The sequence below is a fragment of the Streptomyces fradiae ATCC 10745 = DSM 40063 genome, assembly GCF_008704425.1.
Lineage (GTDB): Bacteria > Actinomycetota > Actinomycetes > Streptomycetales > Streptomycetaceae > Streptomyces > Streptomyces fradiae.
This window is the reverse complement of the sequence record NZ_CP023696.1, coordinates 4,935,385-4,951,265: the sequence shown is the minus strand read 5'-3', so window position 1 is coordinate 4,951,265 and position 15,881 is coordinate 4,935,385. Positions and strand designations below refer to the sequence as shown.

Genomic DNA, 15,881 nt, shown 5'->3' with positions numbered 1-15,881 from the left:
TGCCCCTGGTCTGTCGAGGACACCGTACGCCCCGCCGCCCCCGCCGCCCCTCGGGGCCGTGACCCGAGCACGCCACAATGGCCCCGATGGAGAAGGACGGAGAGCGCGCGGGCGCGGGTGGCGGGGCGCGGGGTCAGGCGGGGGCGCGCTGGTCGCTGGTGGTCCCGCTGAAGCCCCTCGCGCGGGCCAAGACCCGGCTGGCGGGGGCGGTCGGCCCGGCGGAGCGGCGGCGGCTGGCGCTGGCGTTCGCGCAGGACACGGTGGCGGCGGCGCTGGCCTGCGCGGCGGTGGGGGATGTGGTGGTCGTCACGGACGACCCGGTGGCCGCGCGGCGGCTGGCCGCGCTGGGCGCCGGCGTGGTGCCGGACCGCCCGGCGGCCGGGCTCAACGCGGCGCTGGCGTACGGGGCGGGGGCGGCGCGGGAGCGCGGGCCGGGGGCTCCGGTGGCCGCGCTGAACGCGGACCTCCCGGCGCTGCGCCCGGCGGAACTGGGGCGGGTGCTGGCGGTGGCGGGGCGATTTCCCCGGGCATTTCTGGCGGACGCCGCCGATATCGGCACGACGTTTCTGTCGGCGGCGCCGGGAATTGAATTGCGGCCCGCTTTCGGAGGGGCGTCGCGGCGGGCGCATTTGTCGTCGGGCGCGGTGGAAATTCGGCTCGGCGGTGTCGTGTCGGTGCGGCGGGACGTGGACACGGCGGCGGACCTGCGGGCGGCGCTGCGGCTCGGTGTGGGGCCGCGCACGGCGGAGCGGTGCCGGGCCGGGGCCCTCGCGGCGGTCGCCGGATAGGCTGCGGGGCATGCAGGCGACCGCGTACACGTACGACCCCGAGACCCGCAGCGGCAGTGTGCTGCTCGACGACGGCACGCCGGTGGAGTTCGGCGCGGAGGCGTTCGACGCGGGGGGTCTGCGGCTGCTGAGGGCGGGGCAGCGGGTGCGGATCGAGACGGAGGACGAGGGCGGGGCCCTGCGGATCACACTGGTGACGCTGCAGACGTTCTGACGGGGCGCGCTCCGCCGGCTGCCCGGGGTGGGCTCCGGCCGTCAGGGGCGCTCCGGCTGTGCGGTACGGGACTGCGGCCGTGCGTGCGGTACGCGGCTCCGGCCGTGCGGTAAGGGCTCCGGCACGTACTCGCGTGCTGACGGGCGGGGGCGGGATGCGGGCGGGCGTTCGGGGCCGGGCCGGCGTACGGGGCGGGCGTTCGGGGCCGGGGTGGTCCGGGTCCACAGCCGGTGCGGGGCCGCTTCGGCGTCGGGCCGGCACGGGCGGCGCCGGGTGCGCGGCCGTTCCGGTGGCGACTCGGTGCGGCGGTATCCGCACGGCGGCTGATCCGCACGGCGGCTGAGCGGCGGCGGGCGGTGCCTCGGGGTGCCGGGCGGATGGACTTCGGGGCGGCGGGCGCCCCCGCGCGGCAGGACCGGCATCGGCGGCGGGCGGGGCGCTGTGGTGGCTCGGGGAGGCCGGACGGCTCCTGGCCCGGAAGCCGGGGGCGGCGCGGGCGGGCCGGCCGCCGGCGGGGCGGGAGCGGACCGGGGCCGGGCGGGTGGGTCCGCGGCCGCGGTACGGGGTGGTGGGCCCGGCCGGGGAGTTCGGGGCCGCCCGCCGCGCCGAACGCACCGCGGGCCGGGCTCCCCGGAGGGAGCCCGGCCCCGCGTGCGAGCGTGTGCGGGTCGCCCGATGGGCGCCCGCGCCGTTCCGGTGAGTGTCTCCTCGCCCTTGCGCCGCTTACTTGTTCCTCGGCGTGGCGGTCTTCTTGGCGGCGGTCGTCTTGCGGGCCGTCGTCTTCTTGGCCGGGGCCTTCTTGGCGGTGGCCTTCTTCGCGGGCGCGGTGGTCTTCTTCGCGGTGGTCTTCTTCGCCGCCGCGGCCGTGGTGGTCTTCTTGGCGGGCGCGGCCTTCTTGGCGGCCGCCGTGGTCTTCTTGGCCGCCGCGGAGGTGGTCTTCTTCGCCGTGGTCTTCTTCGCCGCCGCGGCCGTGGTCGTCTTCTTCGCCGGCGTGGCCTTCTTGGCGGCGGCCTTCTTCGCGGCGGCCTTCTTGGTGGCGGCCTTGGCGATGGTGGGCGGGGCGCCGGTGAGGCTGCCCTTGGGCGCCTTCTTGACGGCGACCTCGCCGCCCTTGGGCAGCTTCTTGGTGCCGCTGACCAGGTCCTTGAAGCCCTGGCCGGCGCGGAAGCGCGGAACGGAGGTCTTCTTGACCCGGACGCGCTCGCCGGTCTGCGGGTTGCGGGCGTAGCGGGCCGGACGCTCGACCTTCTCGAACGAGCCGAAGCCGGTGACCGAGACCCGGTCACCGGCGACCACCGCACGGACGATCGCGTCGAGTACCGCGTCGACGGCGTCGGCGGCCTGCTGGCGGCCGCCCATCTTGTCGGCAATCGCTTCTACGAGCTGCGCCTTGTTCACGTCTTCCCCTTCGGAGACATTGCCGGAACGAAAGTGTTCAAGCGTTTTCGCACGTTAGGCAGATATATACCGCAAATCAAACACGAAACGGGCTAATCACCCTTGTGCCGCAACGCAGTAGCCGTCCGCGGACTTCCGGGCGGTCAGTCCCCTTCAGGGAATCGGCCTTCGTCGAGGTCCTTCATCAGCCGGTCGAGACGCCGCGCCGCGTCCGCCAGATCGTGCTTCGCCGCGGCCGTGACGACCAGCAGCTTCCGGGACAGCGCCATCCTTACGCCCTCCGGGACTTGCAGTGCGCGCACTCGGGAGTGCGCTTCTTTCAGCCGGGTTGCGACCGCCTCGTAGAGCTCGAGTTGGCTGTCGCGTTCCATGCACCGATTGTGCCATCTGGGCCGAGTTGTCGCCTGCGTAGGGGGTAACTGACCTGCTCCGACGGCGTTTCGGGGCCGATCCGGGGGCACTCCCCGCGATACGGCTCGTTTGCCCAACTTCCCAGTTCACAAACCAGGTTGATGTCCTCGCGGGCACTTTCGGGCGGCTGTTCGGGGCGGCCCCGCCGCGGGGTGCGCGGCCTTCGGCCGGATGGTGGCGGGGGGCTCGGCCGGGGGTGCCACGGGCGCCGCCAGGGTCGTTTTCACGCCAGTTGACAGGCGGACGCGGGCGGGCGCGCGGCGGCTTGCCGCGAGACGCCGGTGCCCCCGGCCGTCGGGCGGCCGGGGGCACCGGGAGGGGATGCGCGGGGCGGGGCCCCGGACGGGTCAGACGGGCAGGGTGCGCGGCTTGTACGAGGGGCGCTCGGTCTCGTACGCGGCGATGTCCGCCTCGTTCCGCAGGGTGATGCTGATGTCGTCGAGGCCGTTGAGCAGCCGCCAGCGGGCGTTCTCGTCCAGCTCGAAGTCGGCGGTGACGCCTTCGGCGCGGACCTGCCGGGCGACGAGGTCGACGGTGATCTCGGCCTGCGGGTCGGCCTCGGTCAGCTCCCAGAGGGCGTCCACGGTCTTCTGGTCGAGGACCACCGTGAGCAGCCCGTTCTTCAGCGAGTTGCCGCGGAAGATGTCGGCGAAGCGCGAGGAGATCACGGTCTTGAAGCCGTAGTTCTGCAGGGCCCACACGGCGTGCTCGCGGGAGGAGCCGGTGCCGAAGTCGGGGCCGGCGACGAGCACGGTGGCGCCCTGCCGCTCGGGGCGGTTGAGGACGAACTCGGGGTCCTTGCGCCATGCCTCGAAGAGGCCGTCCTCGAAGCCGTCGCGGGTGACCTTCTTGAGCCAGTGCGCGGGGATGATCTGGTCCGTGTCGACGTTGCTGCGGCGCAGCGGGACGGCGCGGCCGGTGTGCGTGGTGAAAGCTTCCATGGTTCTTCAGACCCCCGCGGGAGTGGTGGCGTCGGCGTCGGACAGGTCGGCCGGGCAGGCCAGGTGGCCGAGGACCGCGGTGGCGGCGGCGACCTGCGGCGAGACGAGGTGGGTGCGGCCGCCCTTGCCCTGCCGCCCCTCGAAGTTGCGGTTGGAGGTGGACGCGGAGCGCTCGCCGGGGGCGAGTTGGTCGGGGTTCATGCCCAGGCACATGGAGCAGCCGGCGTGCCGCCATTCGGCGCCGGCCTCCTTGAAGACCTTGTCCAGGCCCTCCTCGACGGCCTGGAGGGCGACCCGGACGGAGCCGGGGACGACCAGCATGCGGACGCCGTCGGCGACCTTGCGGCCCTCCAGGAGGGCGGCGGCGTTGCGCAGGTCCTCGATGCGGCCGTTGGTGCAGGAGCCGACGAAGACGGTGTCGACCCTGATGTCGCGCAGGGGCTGCCCGGGCTTGAGCCCCATGTACTCCAGGGCCTTCTCGGCGGCGAGCCGCTCCGAGGCGTCCTCGTACGACGCGGGGTCGGGGACGGACGCGGAAAGCGGGGCGCCCTGGCCGGGGTTGGTACCCCAGGTGACGAAGGGGGACAGCTCGGCGGCGTCGATGACGACCTCGGCGTCGAAGACGGCGTCGTCGTCGGTGCGCAGGGTCTTCCAGTACGCCACGGCGGCGTCCCAGTCGTCGCCCTCGGGGGCGTGGGCGCGGCCCTTCAGGTACGCGAAGGTGGTCTCGTCGGGGGCGATCATGCCCGCGCGGGCGCCGGCCTCGATGGACATGTTGCAGATGGTCATGCGGGCTTCCATCGACAGCTTCTCGATGGCGGAGCCGCGGTACTCCAGGACGTAGCCCTGGCCGCCGCCGGTGCCGATCCTCGCGATGATCGCCAGGATGAGGTCCTTGGCGGTGACGCCGTCGGGCAGCTCGCCGTCGACGGTGATGGCCATGGTCCTGGGGCGGGCCATGGGCAGCGTCTGGGTGGCCAGCACGTGCTCCACCTGGGAGGTGCCGATGCCGAAGGCCAGCGCGCCGAAGGCGCCGTGCGTGGAGGTGTGGGAGTCGCCGCAGACCACGGTCGTGCCGGGCTGGGTGAGGCCCAGCTGGGGGCCGACGACGTGGACGACGCCCTGCTCGACGTCGCCGAGCGGGTGGAGCCGCACGCCGAACTCCGCGCAGTTCCTGCGCAGGGTCTCCAGCTGGGCGCGGGAGACCGGGTCCGCGATCGGCTTGTCGATGTCGAGGGTCGGGGTGTTGTGGTCCTCGGTGGCGATGGTCAGGTCGAGGCGCCGCACCTGCCGGCCGCTCTTGCGGAGGCCGTCGAAGGCCTGGGGGCTGGTCACCTCGTGCAGCAGGTGCAGGTCGATGTAGAGGAGGTCGGGCTCGCCCTCGGCGCGCCGGACGACGTGGTCGTCCCAGACCTTCTCCGCGAGTGTCCTACCCATCGCTTTCCCTCCGGCCGGCGACTGTGCCGGCGATCTAGAGACATCTGCGCCGGCGCCCGGGTCTCCCCGTGGTTCCACGTACGGGACGGCGGCAGCGGACCGTGGATGCCGGGCCGCACCACCAGACTGGCAAGATCCCGGGAAAATTGAACTTGCGTTTCACAGAGTGAGACGCGAGTATCGTTGCATGGACAACTCTAGCGGCGTCGGCGTTCTCGACAAGGCAGCTCTGGTATTGAGCGCTCTGGAGTCCGGTCCGGCCACCCTCGCCGGGCTGGTCGCGGCGACCGGGCTCGCACGACCCACGGCCCACCGGCTGGCCGTGGCCCTGGAGCACCACCGGATGGTGGCGAGGGACATGCAGGGCCGGTTCATCCTGGGCCCGCGGCTGGCCGAGCTGGCCGCGGCGGCGGGCGAGGACCGCCTGCTGGCCACGGCCGGCCCGGTGCTCACGCATCTGCGCGACGTGACGGGGGAGAGCGCCCAGCTCTACCGCCGCCAGGGCGACATGCGCATCTGCGTGGCGGCCGCGGAGCGGCTCTCGGGCCTGCGGGACACGGTCCCGGTCGGCTCCACGCTCACGATGAAGGCCGGCTCGTCGGCACAGATCCTCATGGCCTGGGAGGAGCCGGAGCGGCTGCACCGGGGCCTGCAGGGGGCCCGCTTCACGGCGACGGCCCTGTCGGGCGTGCGGCGCCGCGGCTGGGCGCAGTCGATCGGCGAGCGGGAGCCGGGCGTCGCGTCCGTGTCGGCGCCCGTGCGGGGCCCGTCGAACCGGGTGGTGGCCGCCGTGTCCGTGTCCGGCCCGATCGAGCGCCTGTCGCGCCACCCCGGGCGGATGCACGCGCAGGCCGTCATCGACGCGGCCTCCCGCCTGACGGAGGCCCTGCGCCGCTCGGGCTGAGCGCCCCGCTCGTCCTGTCCATGATCCTCATCGCCAACTCCGGCTCACCGCTTCAACGCCGCAGCGGTGGGCCGTCGTTGTCTCCCGATCCGGCCGGCCCCGGGGGTACGCGTCCTCTCGGGTGTGCGCGCACCCGGACCGCACACACGAGGAAGCCCTCCCCTGCTGGGGAGGGCTTCCTCGTCTTGTACCCCCGACCGGATTCGAACCGGCGCTACCGCCTTGAGAGGGCGGCGTGCTAGGCCGCTACACAACGGGGGCGTGGATCACTCGCGTGAACCCGCTGGCCTACCTGGACTCGAACCAAGACTAACTGAACCAGAATCAGTCGTGCTGCCAATTACACCATAGGCCACTGGTGGTTTAGACCAGTTGGTACCCCCGACCGGATTCGAACCGGCGCTACCGCCTTGAGAGGGCGGCGTGCTAGGCCGCTACACAACGGGGGCCCTAGCGATCCTGCATCGAGATCATCGGGTGCGACCCTGATGATCCCGCGGGAAGGATCTGTACCCCCGACCGGATTCGAACCGGCGCTACTGCCTTGAGAGGGCAGCGTGCTAGGCCGCTACACAACGGGGGCTTTGCAGATGAGCTCTGCGAGCTGGCCTACCTGGACTCGAACCAAGACTAACTGAACCAGAATCAGTCGTGCTGCCAATTACACCATAGGCCACCGGAACGCAACCCCCGAGGGAGATATTGTTCGGCTTTGCGCTTCGGGGCTCCGGCCTTTCGGCCCGCTCCCCTCGGCGCAGGAAGAACATTACCCGAAGGTGTCCGGCGCTCCAAAACGGGTATCGCCGCCGAGCAGCGCGGGCAGCTGGTGGAGGTCGGTGATCCGGGTCAGCTCGGGGTGTCCGCCCAGGTCGGAGCGGTCGAGCCAGACTCCGTGGAGGCCCGCGTCGACGGCGCCGCGGGCGTCGACGTCGGGGTGGTCGCCGACGTACGCGACCTCCCCGGGCGCCAGGGCGAGGGCGTCGCACGCGGCGTGGAAGGCGGCGGCGTGCGGCTTGGACACACCGATGTCGGCGGCGCAGAGCACGGCCTCGAACCGGTCGCGCACGCCGAGGACGCGGAGCTTGCGGTCCTGGTTGAGCAGGGACGAGTTCGACAGGACGGCGTGCCGGTACCGGGCGGCGAGGGCGTCCAGCACCGGGACGGTGTCCGGGAAGAGCGCCCAGGCGGCCTCGTAGTGCGCCAGGTACCGCTCGAACCAGGCGTCCGCCTCGTCGTCGCCGAGCGGGACGCCCAGGAACGTGCGGACGCGGTCGCGGCGCTGCTCCTCCCAGGTGGTCTCCCCTGCGGCGAACCGCGCCCAGTGCAGGGTGGTCGCCTCCCGCCACCGCAGCAGGGCCTCCTCGACGTCGGCGAAGCCGCCGTACTGCCCCTCCTCGCTGAGGTGGCGCCGCATCCCGGCGCGGTCGGCGGCGGCGTAGTCGAAGATCGTGTCGTCGATGTCCCAGAGGACCGCGCGGATCGCCATACGCCGACGGTACCGCCGCCCTCCGCCGGGCGGCGCCTTTCCGGACACGGCCGGGGGCGGCGCGCGGGGGGGGCGGGGCGCCCGTCGCGCGCGGCCGGTGGGTGCGGGGGCCGGGGACGCGGACTGCCCGGGTTCGGGGCGGCACGCGTACGGGGGCGCGTGTCCGGGCGCGCTCGGCCGCCGCGCGCCGTCCGGCGCCGGGCGTCGCACGGAAGGCGGACGCGCGCCGGACCGCGGACAGGTGGGGGCCGAACGGCAGGTGGGCGGGACGCGGCCGGGTGAACACCGCAGGGGACGCGAGGGGGGGGGAGCGCCGCGCTGGTGGACGAGTCCGGGGCGGACGACGGGAGGGCGTCGGGACGGGGACGCGGGCGGGGGACGCGGGCGGGGGACGCGGGCGGGGGCGGCGGCCACGGTGAGGTGGGCGCCGCCCCCGCGGGCGTGCGTACGGTGCCGGGGTCAGCCGGCGAGCTTCGCCAGGGCCGCGTCGATCCGGGCGAGGGTCCGGTCCCGGCCGAGGATCTCCAGGGACTCGAAGAGCGGCAGGCCGACCGTGCGGCCGGTCACGGCGACGCGCACCGGGGCCTGGGCCTTGCCGAGCTTGAGGCCGTGCTCCTCGCCCGCCTTCAGGACGGCGTCCTTCAGGGACTCGGGGCTGGACCAGTCGGCCGCCTCCAGCCGGGCGCGGGCGGTGGTGAGCAGGGCAGCCGGATCGCCCTTCATCGCCTTCTGCCAGGACGCCTCGTCCTCGACCGGCTCCTTCAGGAACAGGAAGTCGACGTTGGCGGTGATGTCCGACAGGACCGTGAGGCGGGTCTGGGCGTGCGGGGCGATCCGCTCCCACGCCTCGCGGTCGAAGTCCTCCGGCGCCCAGGGGGCGTGCGGGGCCTGGAGCCAGGGCTCGCAGGCGGCGGCGAACTCCGCCTCGCCGAGCATGCGGATGTGGTCGGCGTTGATCGACTCGGCCTTCTTCAGGTCGAAGCGCGCCGGGTTGGCGTTGACGTCCGCGATGTCGAACTTCTCGACCATCTGGGCGACCGTGAACACGTCCTGGTCGGCGGAGAAGGACCAGCCGAGGAGGGACAGGTAGTTCAGCAGGCCCTCGCGCAGGAAGCCGCGCTCCCGGTACAGGTTCAGCGAGGACTGCGGGTCGCGCTTGGAGAGCTTCTTGTTGCCCTCGCCCATCACGTACGGCAGGTGGCCGAACTCCGGGATCGCCTTGGCGACGCCCAGCTCGATCAGCGCCTTGTACAGGGCGATCTGGCGCGGGGTGGAGGAGAGCAGGTCCTCGCCGCGCAGGACGTGCGTGATCTCCATCAGCGCGTCGTCGACCGGGTTGACCAGCGTGTAGAGCGGGGCGCCGTTGGCGCGGACGATCCCGTAGTCCGGGACGTTCTCCGGGGTGAAGGTCAGCTCGCCGCGGACCAGGTCGCGGAAGGTGATGGGCTGGTCCGGCATGCGGAAGCGGACGATCGCGGAGCGGCCCTCCGCCTCGTACCCGGCGATCCGCTCGGCGGTGAGCTCGCGGCAGTGGCCGTCGTACCCGGAGGGCTTCCCGGCGGCGCGGGCGGCCTCGCGGCGCTCGTCCAGCTCCTCGGCGGTGCAGTAGCAGTGGTAGGCGTGGCCGCCCTTGAGGAGCCGGTCCGCGACGTCCCGGTAGACGTCCATGCGCTCGGACTGCCGGTACGGGGCGTGGGGGCCGCCGACCTCGGGGCCCTCGTCCCAGTCGAGGCCGAGCCAGCGCATCGCGTCCAGGAGCTGCCGGTACGACTCCTCCGAGTCGCGGGCCGCGTCGGTGTCCTCGATGCGGAAGACCATGGTGCCGCCGTGGTGCCGGGCGAACGCCCAGTTGAACAGGGCGGTGCGGACCAGGCCCACGTGCGGGTTGCCCGTCGGGGACGGGCAGAACCGTACGCGGACGGGGCGGTCGGGGGTGTTAACCACGCTTGATCACCTTGTTGGTGAGAGTGCCGATGCCTTCGATGGTGACGGCGACCTCGTCGCCGACGTTGAGGGGGCCGACCCCGGCGGGGGTGCCGGTGAGGATCACGTCGCCGGGGAGCAGCGTCATGGCCTCGGAGATGTGGACCACCAGGTCCTCGACGGAGCGGACCATGTCGCTCGTACGCCCGAGCTGGCGCTGCTCGCCGTTGACCGTGCACTGGATCGCCAGGTCGCCCGGGTCGAGGTCGGTCTCCACCCAGGGGCCCAGGGGGCAGGAGGTGTCGAAGCCCTTGGCGCGGGCCCACTGCTTCTCGCGCCGCTGGGCGTCGCGGGCGGTGACGTCGTTGGCGCAGGTGTACCCGAAGACGACGTCCTTGACGCGCTCGCGCGGGACCTCGCGGCACATGCGGCCGATGACGACGGCGAGCTCGGCCTCGTGGTGCAGCTCGTTCGAGAAGGAGGGGTACTCGATGGCGTCGCCGGAGCCGATCACCGAGGTGGTGGGCTTGAAGAAGGCGACGGGCACCTCCGGGACCTCGTTGCCGAGCTCCGCGGCGTGCTCGGCGTAGTTGCGCCCGATGGCCACGACCTTGTTGGGGAGTACCGGCGGCAGCAGCCGGACCTTGCTCAGCGGGACCTTGGTGCCGCTGAGCTCGAAGTCGGTGTACGGGATGCCCTTGATGATGTCGAGGACGAGGTCACCCTCGGCGCCCGGGGCGCTCCCACCCTCGACCGCGCCGAAGGCGACATTGCCGTCGATGGAGAATCTGGCGATGCGCACGGATGCGTGTGCCCCTCACTGAGCTGGCTGGAGTCTGACGCTCCAGGCTAACGCGCGAGGGGCGGGCGCCCCGCCGCACGCCGGTGCGCGCGCCCCGCTCCGGGCCGCGCGCACCGGCGCGCCGGGCGTCCGGCGGGGGCCGGGTGACCGGGCCGGCGGAGCCCCCGTACGACCAGGGCCGTCCGGGCCGGGGCCCGGTGGCGGGGTGCCGGCCTCCGGCGGCGGGGCCAGCCGGCCGGGCCAGGGGAGCCGGCCGGGGGCGGTCCGGCCGGCTCAGGCGTCCCGGCGGGGCGGGGCTCCCGGCGGGCCGGGCCGCCTCGCGGCTCGGGGCCGTACGGGGGGGGCGCTCCTCCGGGAGGCTCGGCCGCGGCCGGGCGCGAGGCGCCCGGCCGTGCGGGTCATCCGGCCGTGCGGGTCACTCGGCGGGGGCCGCCGGGGCCGGGGCCTTCATCAGGACGGTGCGGCGGGGGTTGGCCGTGGCGGCGGGCAGCGGGCCGGCCTGCTCCGGGAGGGCGCCGCGCTCCAGCCGGGCCGCGTCCTCGAGGTGGGCGAGGGTGGTGCGGCGGGGGTTGGCGGTGCTGCGGATCGTCATCGTCGTCTTCACGGTGGCTTCAGACCTCGTTGCTCGGCGTTGCTCGGCTCGGGCGGGCGGCGTGGGCCCCTTGACGGATCGACCCATCCCTGTTCTGCGTCAGGCTAAACATCGGTATCCCCGCCATTACCGCGAACAGCGCATCAATGGCATGTGAGTTTGCTCACCGGGCACCCCCCAAGTCGGGCATTCCGGACGGTAGTTGAGGACACCCAATTCGGGCATTACCTCACTGAATCCATCATTCCGCCGCTGATCATCTCGACTGGGGCACCCTCCACGCGTAAGCGACTCGCACGCTAATGCCCCATTCCTCCGTGATCGCTTTCCACCGCACGTGAGGACGTCATCACGGGTGGTGACCAGGTCCACGGGCCGGACCACCGCCCTTGTTGGAGATCCGGCACTGTGCTGGAATCTCACGCACCGCCGCGATGGAGACCGGCGAACTGGGCGCCACAAGGCAGCGCCGAGCGGCGGTGGGAAGGGGGGGTTCCGCGCCGGTCACCGACGCTCACCGAGGGGCGCGCTCGCGCTCCCACGACGCCGACACCGTCTCGTCCGCTCGCGCGGAGGGACGCCTGGTCCAGAGGTTGCGACGCTAGTGCAGGGACGTTTCAAGAGGGATGGCAGCGCTGCGGCGGAACAGGAGCCGCGCGGCGGGACCGACCGCGGCTCCTCGCCCCAGCACACCCAGAACCCGGGACCGGCGGCCGCCGGCGACGGCGAACAGGCCGGCCGGCCGGCGGGAGGGCCCACCGGGCCCGAGCCGGCGGGTGCCGCGGGTGGCGGCAAGGGCGTGAAGCCCGGACGGCGCGACAAGGCGGGCAAGTCGAGCAAGGCGGGCAAGGCGGCGAAGTCCGCCAAGCCGGACGCGGAGCCGAACGCCCCGGTGCCCGGCGACACCGGCTCCCGAATAGCCCTGCGCAACTGGCGCATCAGCACCCGGCTCGTCTCCCTGCTCGCCCTCCCCGTGGTCGCGGCGACCTCCCTCGGTGGACTCCGCATCCAGGAGTCCATGGAGAACATGGAGCAGCTGGACCACATGCAGCTGCTCACCAAGCTCACCCGCGAGGCACACCACCTCGCGCAGGCGCTCCAGCAGGAGCGGGACAAGTCGGCCGGCCCCATCGCCAACAGCGCCAACGCCGACAACTTCAACATCACGGACCCGCGCGAGAAGACGGACGCGGCCACGCGCGCCTTCCTGAGCGCCACCGACGAGATCGGCGACACCCAGGACGACGAGGCGCTGGCGAGTATCCGCGCCAACGTCACCCAGATCGCCAACCAGGTCATCACGCTGGGCGAGATCCGCAAGACCGCCTACGCGGACAAGCAGATGACCTCCGCGACGGTGAGCAAGTACAACCGGCTCATCGAGTCGCTGCTCACCCTGTCGCAGGACATGGCGCAGGCCACCAGCAACCCCGACATGATCAAGCGCACGCGTGCGCTCGCGGCGTTCTCCTCCGCCAAGGAGTACGCGTCGATGCAGCGGGCCGTCATCGCCGCCGCGCTCCCGGACAAGACCTCGAAGAAGCCGCGGCTCAACGAGTTCGACCGGCAGTTCGCCAGGGACGCCCACGTCAACGAGAGCGCCTCGCTCAAGTCGTTCCGCTCCGTCTACGAGTCCGCGGGCGGCGACGCCACCGAGCTGCTCGGCCCGCTGAACTCCGGCAACCCCGCGATCCAGGCCGCCGACCAGTACGCCGACCGCGTGCTGCGCGAGCCGAACGGCCTGAGCCGCGCCCCGGTCCGCACCTACCTCGACTGGACCGAGGAGGCCGAGACCAAGCTCCGCGCGATGGAGACCATCGAGGCCACGCTGCTCGGCGAGATGGAGGGCAAGGCCCGTGACCTGCGCCAGGAGGCGCAGCGCGACGCGATCATCAACGGTGCCCTGATCCTGCTGGTCCTCGGCGTGTCGCTGGTCGGCGCCTTCGTGGTGGCCCGCTCCATGATCACGTCGCTGCGGCGGCTCCAGGACACCGCCACCCGCGTCGCCCAGGAGCGGCTGCCCGAGCTGGTCAAGCAGCTCTCCGAGGCCGACCCGCAGGACGTCGACACGTCCGTGGAGTCCGTCGGCGTCCACTCGCGCGACGAGATCGGCAAGGTGGCCGAGGCGTTCGACGAGGTGCACCGCGAGGCGGTCCGCCTCGCCGCCGAGCAGGCCCTGCTGCGGGGCAACGTCAACGCGATGTTCACCAACCTCTCGCGCCGCTCCCAGGGTCTGATCCAGCGCCAGCTCTCGCTCATCTCGGAGCTGGAGTCCCGCGAGGCCGACCCGGACCAGCTCTCCTCGCTGTTCAAGCTCGACCACCTCGCGACCCGCATGCGCCGTAACGGCGAGAACCTCCTCGTCCTCGCCGGCGAGGAGCCGGGCCGCCGGTGGACGCGTCCCGTGCCGCTGGTCGACGTCCTGCGCGCCGCCGCCTCCGAGGTGGAGCAGTACGAGCGCATCGAGCTCGCCTCCGTACCCGCCACCGAGGTCGCCGGACGCGTCGTCAACGACCTCGTCCACCTCCTCGCCGAGCTGCTGGAGAACGCCACGTCGTTCTCCTCGCCGCAGACCAAGGTGCGCGTCACCGGCCACGCCCTGCCCGACGGCCGGGTGCTGGTCGAGATCCACGACACCGGTATCGGCCTCTCCCCCGAGGACCTCGCCGCGATCAACGAGCGGCTCGCCTCGCCGCCCACCGTGGACGTGTCGGTCTCCCGCCGCATGGGCCTCTTCGTGGTCGGCCGCCTGTCGCTGCGCCACGGCATCCGGATCCAGCTGCGCCCCTCCGACTCGGGCGGTACGACCGCGCTGGTCATGCTCCCCGTGGACGTCACCCAGGGCGGCAGGAAGCCGGGCGGCCCGGCCGGCCCGAACGGCCCCGGCGGACTGCCGCAGGGCGGTCCGGTCCGGGCGGCGGCCCGCAGAACCGCCTCGCCGCGGGCCTCGCCGCGCGCGGCCAGGTCGGCTCCGGCTCCCGCGCCGCGCTGCCGGGCCGCGACGACCAGTCCGGGCGCCGGGGCGGTGCCCCGCAGGGCGGCTCCCCGCAGGGCGGCGGGCTGTTCGGCGGGCCGCAGGGCGGCCCCTCCGGCCGCGGCCAGGGCGGCCAGGCCCCGTACGGGGAGCAGGGCCCGAACCCGCAGGACGGCACCGCTCAGCCGGGCGGCATCCCGACGCGCTCCGACGTGTGGCAGGGCGGCCAGGGCGGCCAGGCCCCGCACGGCGGCCAGCCGGCCCAGGGCGACCAGGGGCAGCAGCGCCGGCCCCTGCCGGCCCCCGGCGGCCCGCGCGCCGAGCTGCCGGGCGCCCCGCAGCGCCCCGGGCGCGCCCAGCAGGGCGGCTGGGGCGGCGACCAGGCCCCGCGGCAGTCCCCGCCGGACGCGCCGCGCGGCCACGAGGAGCACGAGGCGACCGGCCAGTTCGCGCGCCCGGCGCTCCCGTCGGACCGGCAGGGCCCCGGCTCCACGGCCGAGTTCCCGCGCCCCGACTTCGACGGCCCGCGACCGGACGCCTCCACCCGCCAGGGCGGCCAGAACCCGTACCCCGACCAGAACGCGTACCCGGGCCAGGGCCAGGGCCGGAACCAGGACCAGGGCCTGGGCCAGGACCCGGCGGCCACCGCCGCGATCCCGCGCCCCGACTTCGGCGCGCCGCGCCAGCCGGCCGGCAGCCTGCCGCCCGCGACCGGCGCGGGCGACGGCCGCACGCCGCTGTACGACACGCTGGAGACCAACTGGTTCCACGGCCAGCAGGAGGGCGACCAGAACGCCGCCCCCCAGGCCCCTGCGCCCCGCCAGGACGCCCAGGGCCAGGCCCAGGGCTACGGCCAGGACGCGCCGGGCCGGGGCTACGGCCAGGACGCCCCCGCCCAGTTCTCGTCGCCCGACCAGGGCTTCGGCCAGGGCTACGGCCAGGACGCCCAGGGCCAGGGCTACGGGCAGGGCCGCCACCAGGGCCGTCCGGGCGGCGAGCCGTACGCGGCGCCCGACCAGACGATGCCCACCCCGGTCGTGCCGCAGCAGCCGCAGTCCGGTCAGCCGCAGCGCTCCGCGCCCGGCCGCCCGGCCCACGCGGTGCCCCAGCAGGGCGGCCTCGGCCAGGCCCCGGAGCGGAACCAGGCTCCCGGCGGCTTCGGCCAGGACCCGGCGGCTTCCGGCCGGCACCAGGGCCCCGGCCAGGCGCAGCGGGGCGGCGGCTCCGACGCCGCGGCCCAGGGCTGGCGTACGACGCCCAACGACGAACTGGTGCGCCAGGCGGAGCGGGTGCGCAAGCCCGCGGCCGGCGGCGTGACCACCTCCGGCCTCCCCCGCCGGGTGCCGCGCGCCAACCTGGTGCCGGGCACGGCGCAGGAGCAGCCGCACCAGTCCGGTCCGCAGGTCTCGCGGGCCCCCGACGACGTCCGGGGCCGCCTGACGAACCTGCGGCGCGGTATCCAGCAGGGACGGCAGGCAGGCTCCGGCAACACCGGCAGCTTCCAGGTCGGCCCCACTCACCAGCAGGAGCGTGAGTTTTGAGCGCGATGAGCCAGGCGGCGCAGAATCTGAACTGGTTGATCACCAACTTCGTGGACAACACCCCCGGGGTGTCGCACACGGTGGTGGTCTCCGCCGACGGACTCCTGCTGGCGATGTCGGAGGGTTTCCCGCGTGACCGTGCCGACCAGCTGGCCGCCGTCGCGTCCGGTCTGACCTCGCTGACCGCGGGCGCGTCCCGCATCTTCGAGGGCGGTCCGGTCAACCAGACCGTGGTGGAGATGGAGCGCGGCTTCCTCTTCCTCATGTCCGTCTCGGACGGCTCGTCCCTGGCCGTCCTGGCGCACCCCGAGTGCGACATCGGCCTCGTGGGCTACGAGATGGCGCTGCTGGTGGACCGTGCCGGCAGCGTCCTCACCCCGGACCTCCGCGCGGAGCTCCAGGGCAGCCTGCTCCACTGATCCCGGCCAGGCGGGTACGCCCCTCCGTACCCGCCTTCCGGCTTTGTGTCA

General features: G+C 73.8%; 12 protein-coding genes, 5 tRNA genes and 1 pseudogene. 5 read left to right on the top strand and 13 right to left on the bottom strand.

Annotated features, from left to right (window positions below; translation table 11 throughout):
- Positions 1 to 86: 86 nt before the first annotated feature.
- Both cofC and CP974_RS22175 read left to right on the top strand, forming a co-directional pair.
- On the top strand, positions 87 to 788 hold the full coding sequence (gene cofC / locus CP974_RS22180; protein ID WP_051839179.1) for a 2-phospho-L-lactate guanylyltransferase: 702 nt from the start codon (positions 87 to 89) through the stop codon (positions 786 to 788).
- A 10-nt stretch (positions 789 to 798) separates the two neighbouring features.
- Positions 799 to 1,002, top strand: a complete 204-nt coding sequence (locus CP974_RS22175) for a hypothetical protein (RefSeq protein WP_031129867.1) — start codon at positions 799 to 801, stop codon at positions 1,000 to 1,002.
- Between the two features lie 723 nt (positions 1,003 to 1,725).
- Here the strand turns inward: CP974_RS22175 and CP974_RS22170 are convergent.
- The 4 genes from CP974_RS22170 to leuC all read right to left on the bottom strand — a co-directional run bounded on the left by CP974_RS22170 (position 1,726) and on the right by leuC (position 5,189).
- The gene (locus CP974_RS22170; protein ID WP_031135822.1) at positions 1,726 to 2,400 is read right to left on the bottom strand and encodes an HU family DNA-binding protein; all 675 of its coding nucleotides are present in this window, start codon (positions 2,398 to 2,400) and stop codon (positions 1,726 to 1,728) included.
- A 143-nt stretch (positions 2,401 to 2,543) separates the two neighbouring features.
- Entirely contained in the window at positions 2,544 to 2,771 is a 228-nt protein-coding gene (locus tag CP974_RS22165; protein ID WP_031135820.1) for an SCO5555 family protein, read from the bottom strand.
- A gap of 387 nt (positions 2,772 to 3,158) precedes the next feature.
- Complete coding sequence (leuD, locus tag CP974_RS22160; protein WP_031135819.1) at positions 3,159 to 3,752, bottom strand: 3-isopropylmalate dehydratase small subunit; 594 nt, start codon at positions 3,750 to 3,752, stop codon at positions 3,159 to 3,161.
- Between the two features lie 6 nt (positions 3,753 to 3,758).
- A complete protein-coding gene (gene leuC, locus CP974_RS22155) occupies positions 3,759 to 5,189 on the bottom strand; it encodes a 3-isopropylmalate dehydratase large subunit (protein WP_031135817.1) in 1,431 nt (476 codons plus the stop codon).
- Positions 5,190 to 5,376: 187 nt separating this feature from the next.
- Here leuC and ndgR point away from each other — a divergent pair, with 187 nt between their 5' ends.
- On the top strand, positions 5,377 to 6,093 hold the full coding sequence (ndgR, locus tag CP974_RS22150; RefSeq protein WP_031135815.1) for an IclR family transcriptional regulator NdgR: 717 nt from the start codon (positions 5,377 to 5,379) through the stop codon (positions 6,091 to 6,093).
- Between the two features lie 188 nt (positions 6,094 to 6,281).
- Here ndgR and CP974_RS22145 read toward each other — a convergent pair.
- The 9 genes from CP974_RS22145 to CP974_RS22105 all read right to left on the bottom strand — a co-directional run bounded on the left by CP974_RS22145 (position 6,282) and on the right by CP974_RS22105 (position 10,908).
- Positions 6,282 to 6,354, bottom strand: a tRNA-Glu gene (locus CP974_RS22145).
- Positions 6,355 to 6,376: 22 nt separating this feature from the next.
- Positions 6,377 to 6,448: transfer RNA gene (locus tag CP974_RS22140), tRNA-Gln, on the bottom strand.
- A gap of 18 nt (positions 6,449 to 6,466) precedes the next feature.
- Positions 6,467 to 6,542 (bottom strand) — tRNA-Glu (locus CP974_RS22135).
- Positions 6,543 to 6,603: 61 nt separating this feature from the next.
- Positions 6,604 to 6,676, bottom strand: a tRNA-Glu gene (locus tag CP974_RS22130).
- Between the two features lie 21 nt (positions 6,677 to 6,697).
- Positions 6,698 to 6,769, bottom strand: a tRNA-Gln gene (locus CP974_RS22125).
- A gap of 90 nt (positions 6,770 to 6,859) precedes the next feature.
- Entirely contained in the window at positions 6,860 to 7,579 is a 720-nt protein-coding gene (locus CP974_RS22120; RefSeq protein ID WP_031135813.1) for an HAD family hydrolase, read from the bottom strand.
- Positions 7,580 to 8,038: 459 nt separating this feature from the next.
- Positions 8,039 to 9,523: a glutamate--tRNA ligase gene (gene gltX / locus CP974_RS22115; protein ID WP_031136998.1), complete on the bottom strand. Its 1,485-nt coding sequence runs from the start codon at positions 9,521 to 9,523 to the stop codon at positions 8,039 to 8,041.
- Positions 9,516 to 10,304 (bottom strand): fumarylacetoacetate hydrolase family protein, encoded by a 789-nt coding sequence (locus CP974_RS22110; protein ID WP_031137000.1) that lies wholly within the window; start codon positions 10,302 to 10,304, stop codon positions 9,516 to 9,518. The genes gltX and CP974_RS22110 overlap by 8 nt, the downstream gene beginning before the upstream one ends.
- A 415-nt stretch (positions 10,305 to 10,719) precedes the next feature.
- Positions 10,720 to 10,908 carry a hypothetical protein gene (locus tag CP974_RS22105; protein ID WP_031136353.1) on the bottom strand — a complete coding sequence of 63 codons (189 nt, stop codon included), beginning with the start codon at positions 10,906 to 10,908 and terminating at the stop codon, positions 10,720 to 10,722.
- Positions 10,909 to 11,500: 592 nt separating this feature from the next.
- On the opposite strand from CP974_RS22105, the pseudogene CP974_RS22100 reads away from it, so the two are divergent.
- Together CP974_RS22100 and CP974_RS22095 are read left to right on the top strand one after the other, a co-directional pair.
- Positions 11,501 to 15,411: pseudogene (locus tag CP974_RS22100) on the top strand (sensor histidine kinase).
- A gap of 5 nt (positions 15,412 to 15,416) precedes the next feature.
- A complete protein-coding gene (locus CP974_RS22095) occupies positions 15,417 to 15,830 on the top strand; it encodes a roadblock/LC7 domain-containing protein (protein ID WP_069978114.1) in 414 nt (137 codons plus the stop codon).
- The last annotated feature ends 51 nt before the right edge of the window (positions 15,831 to 15,881 follow it).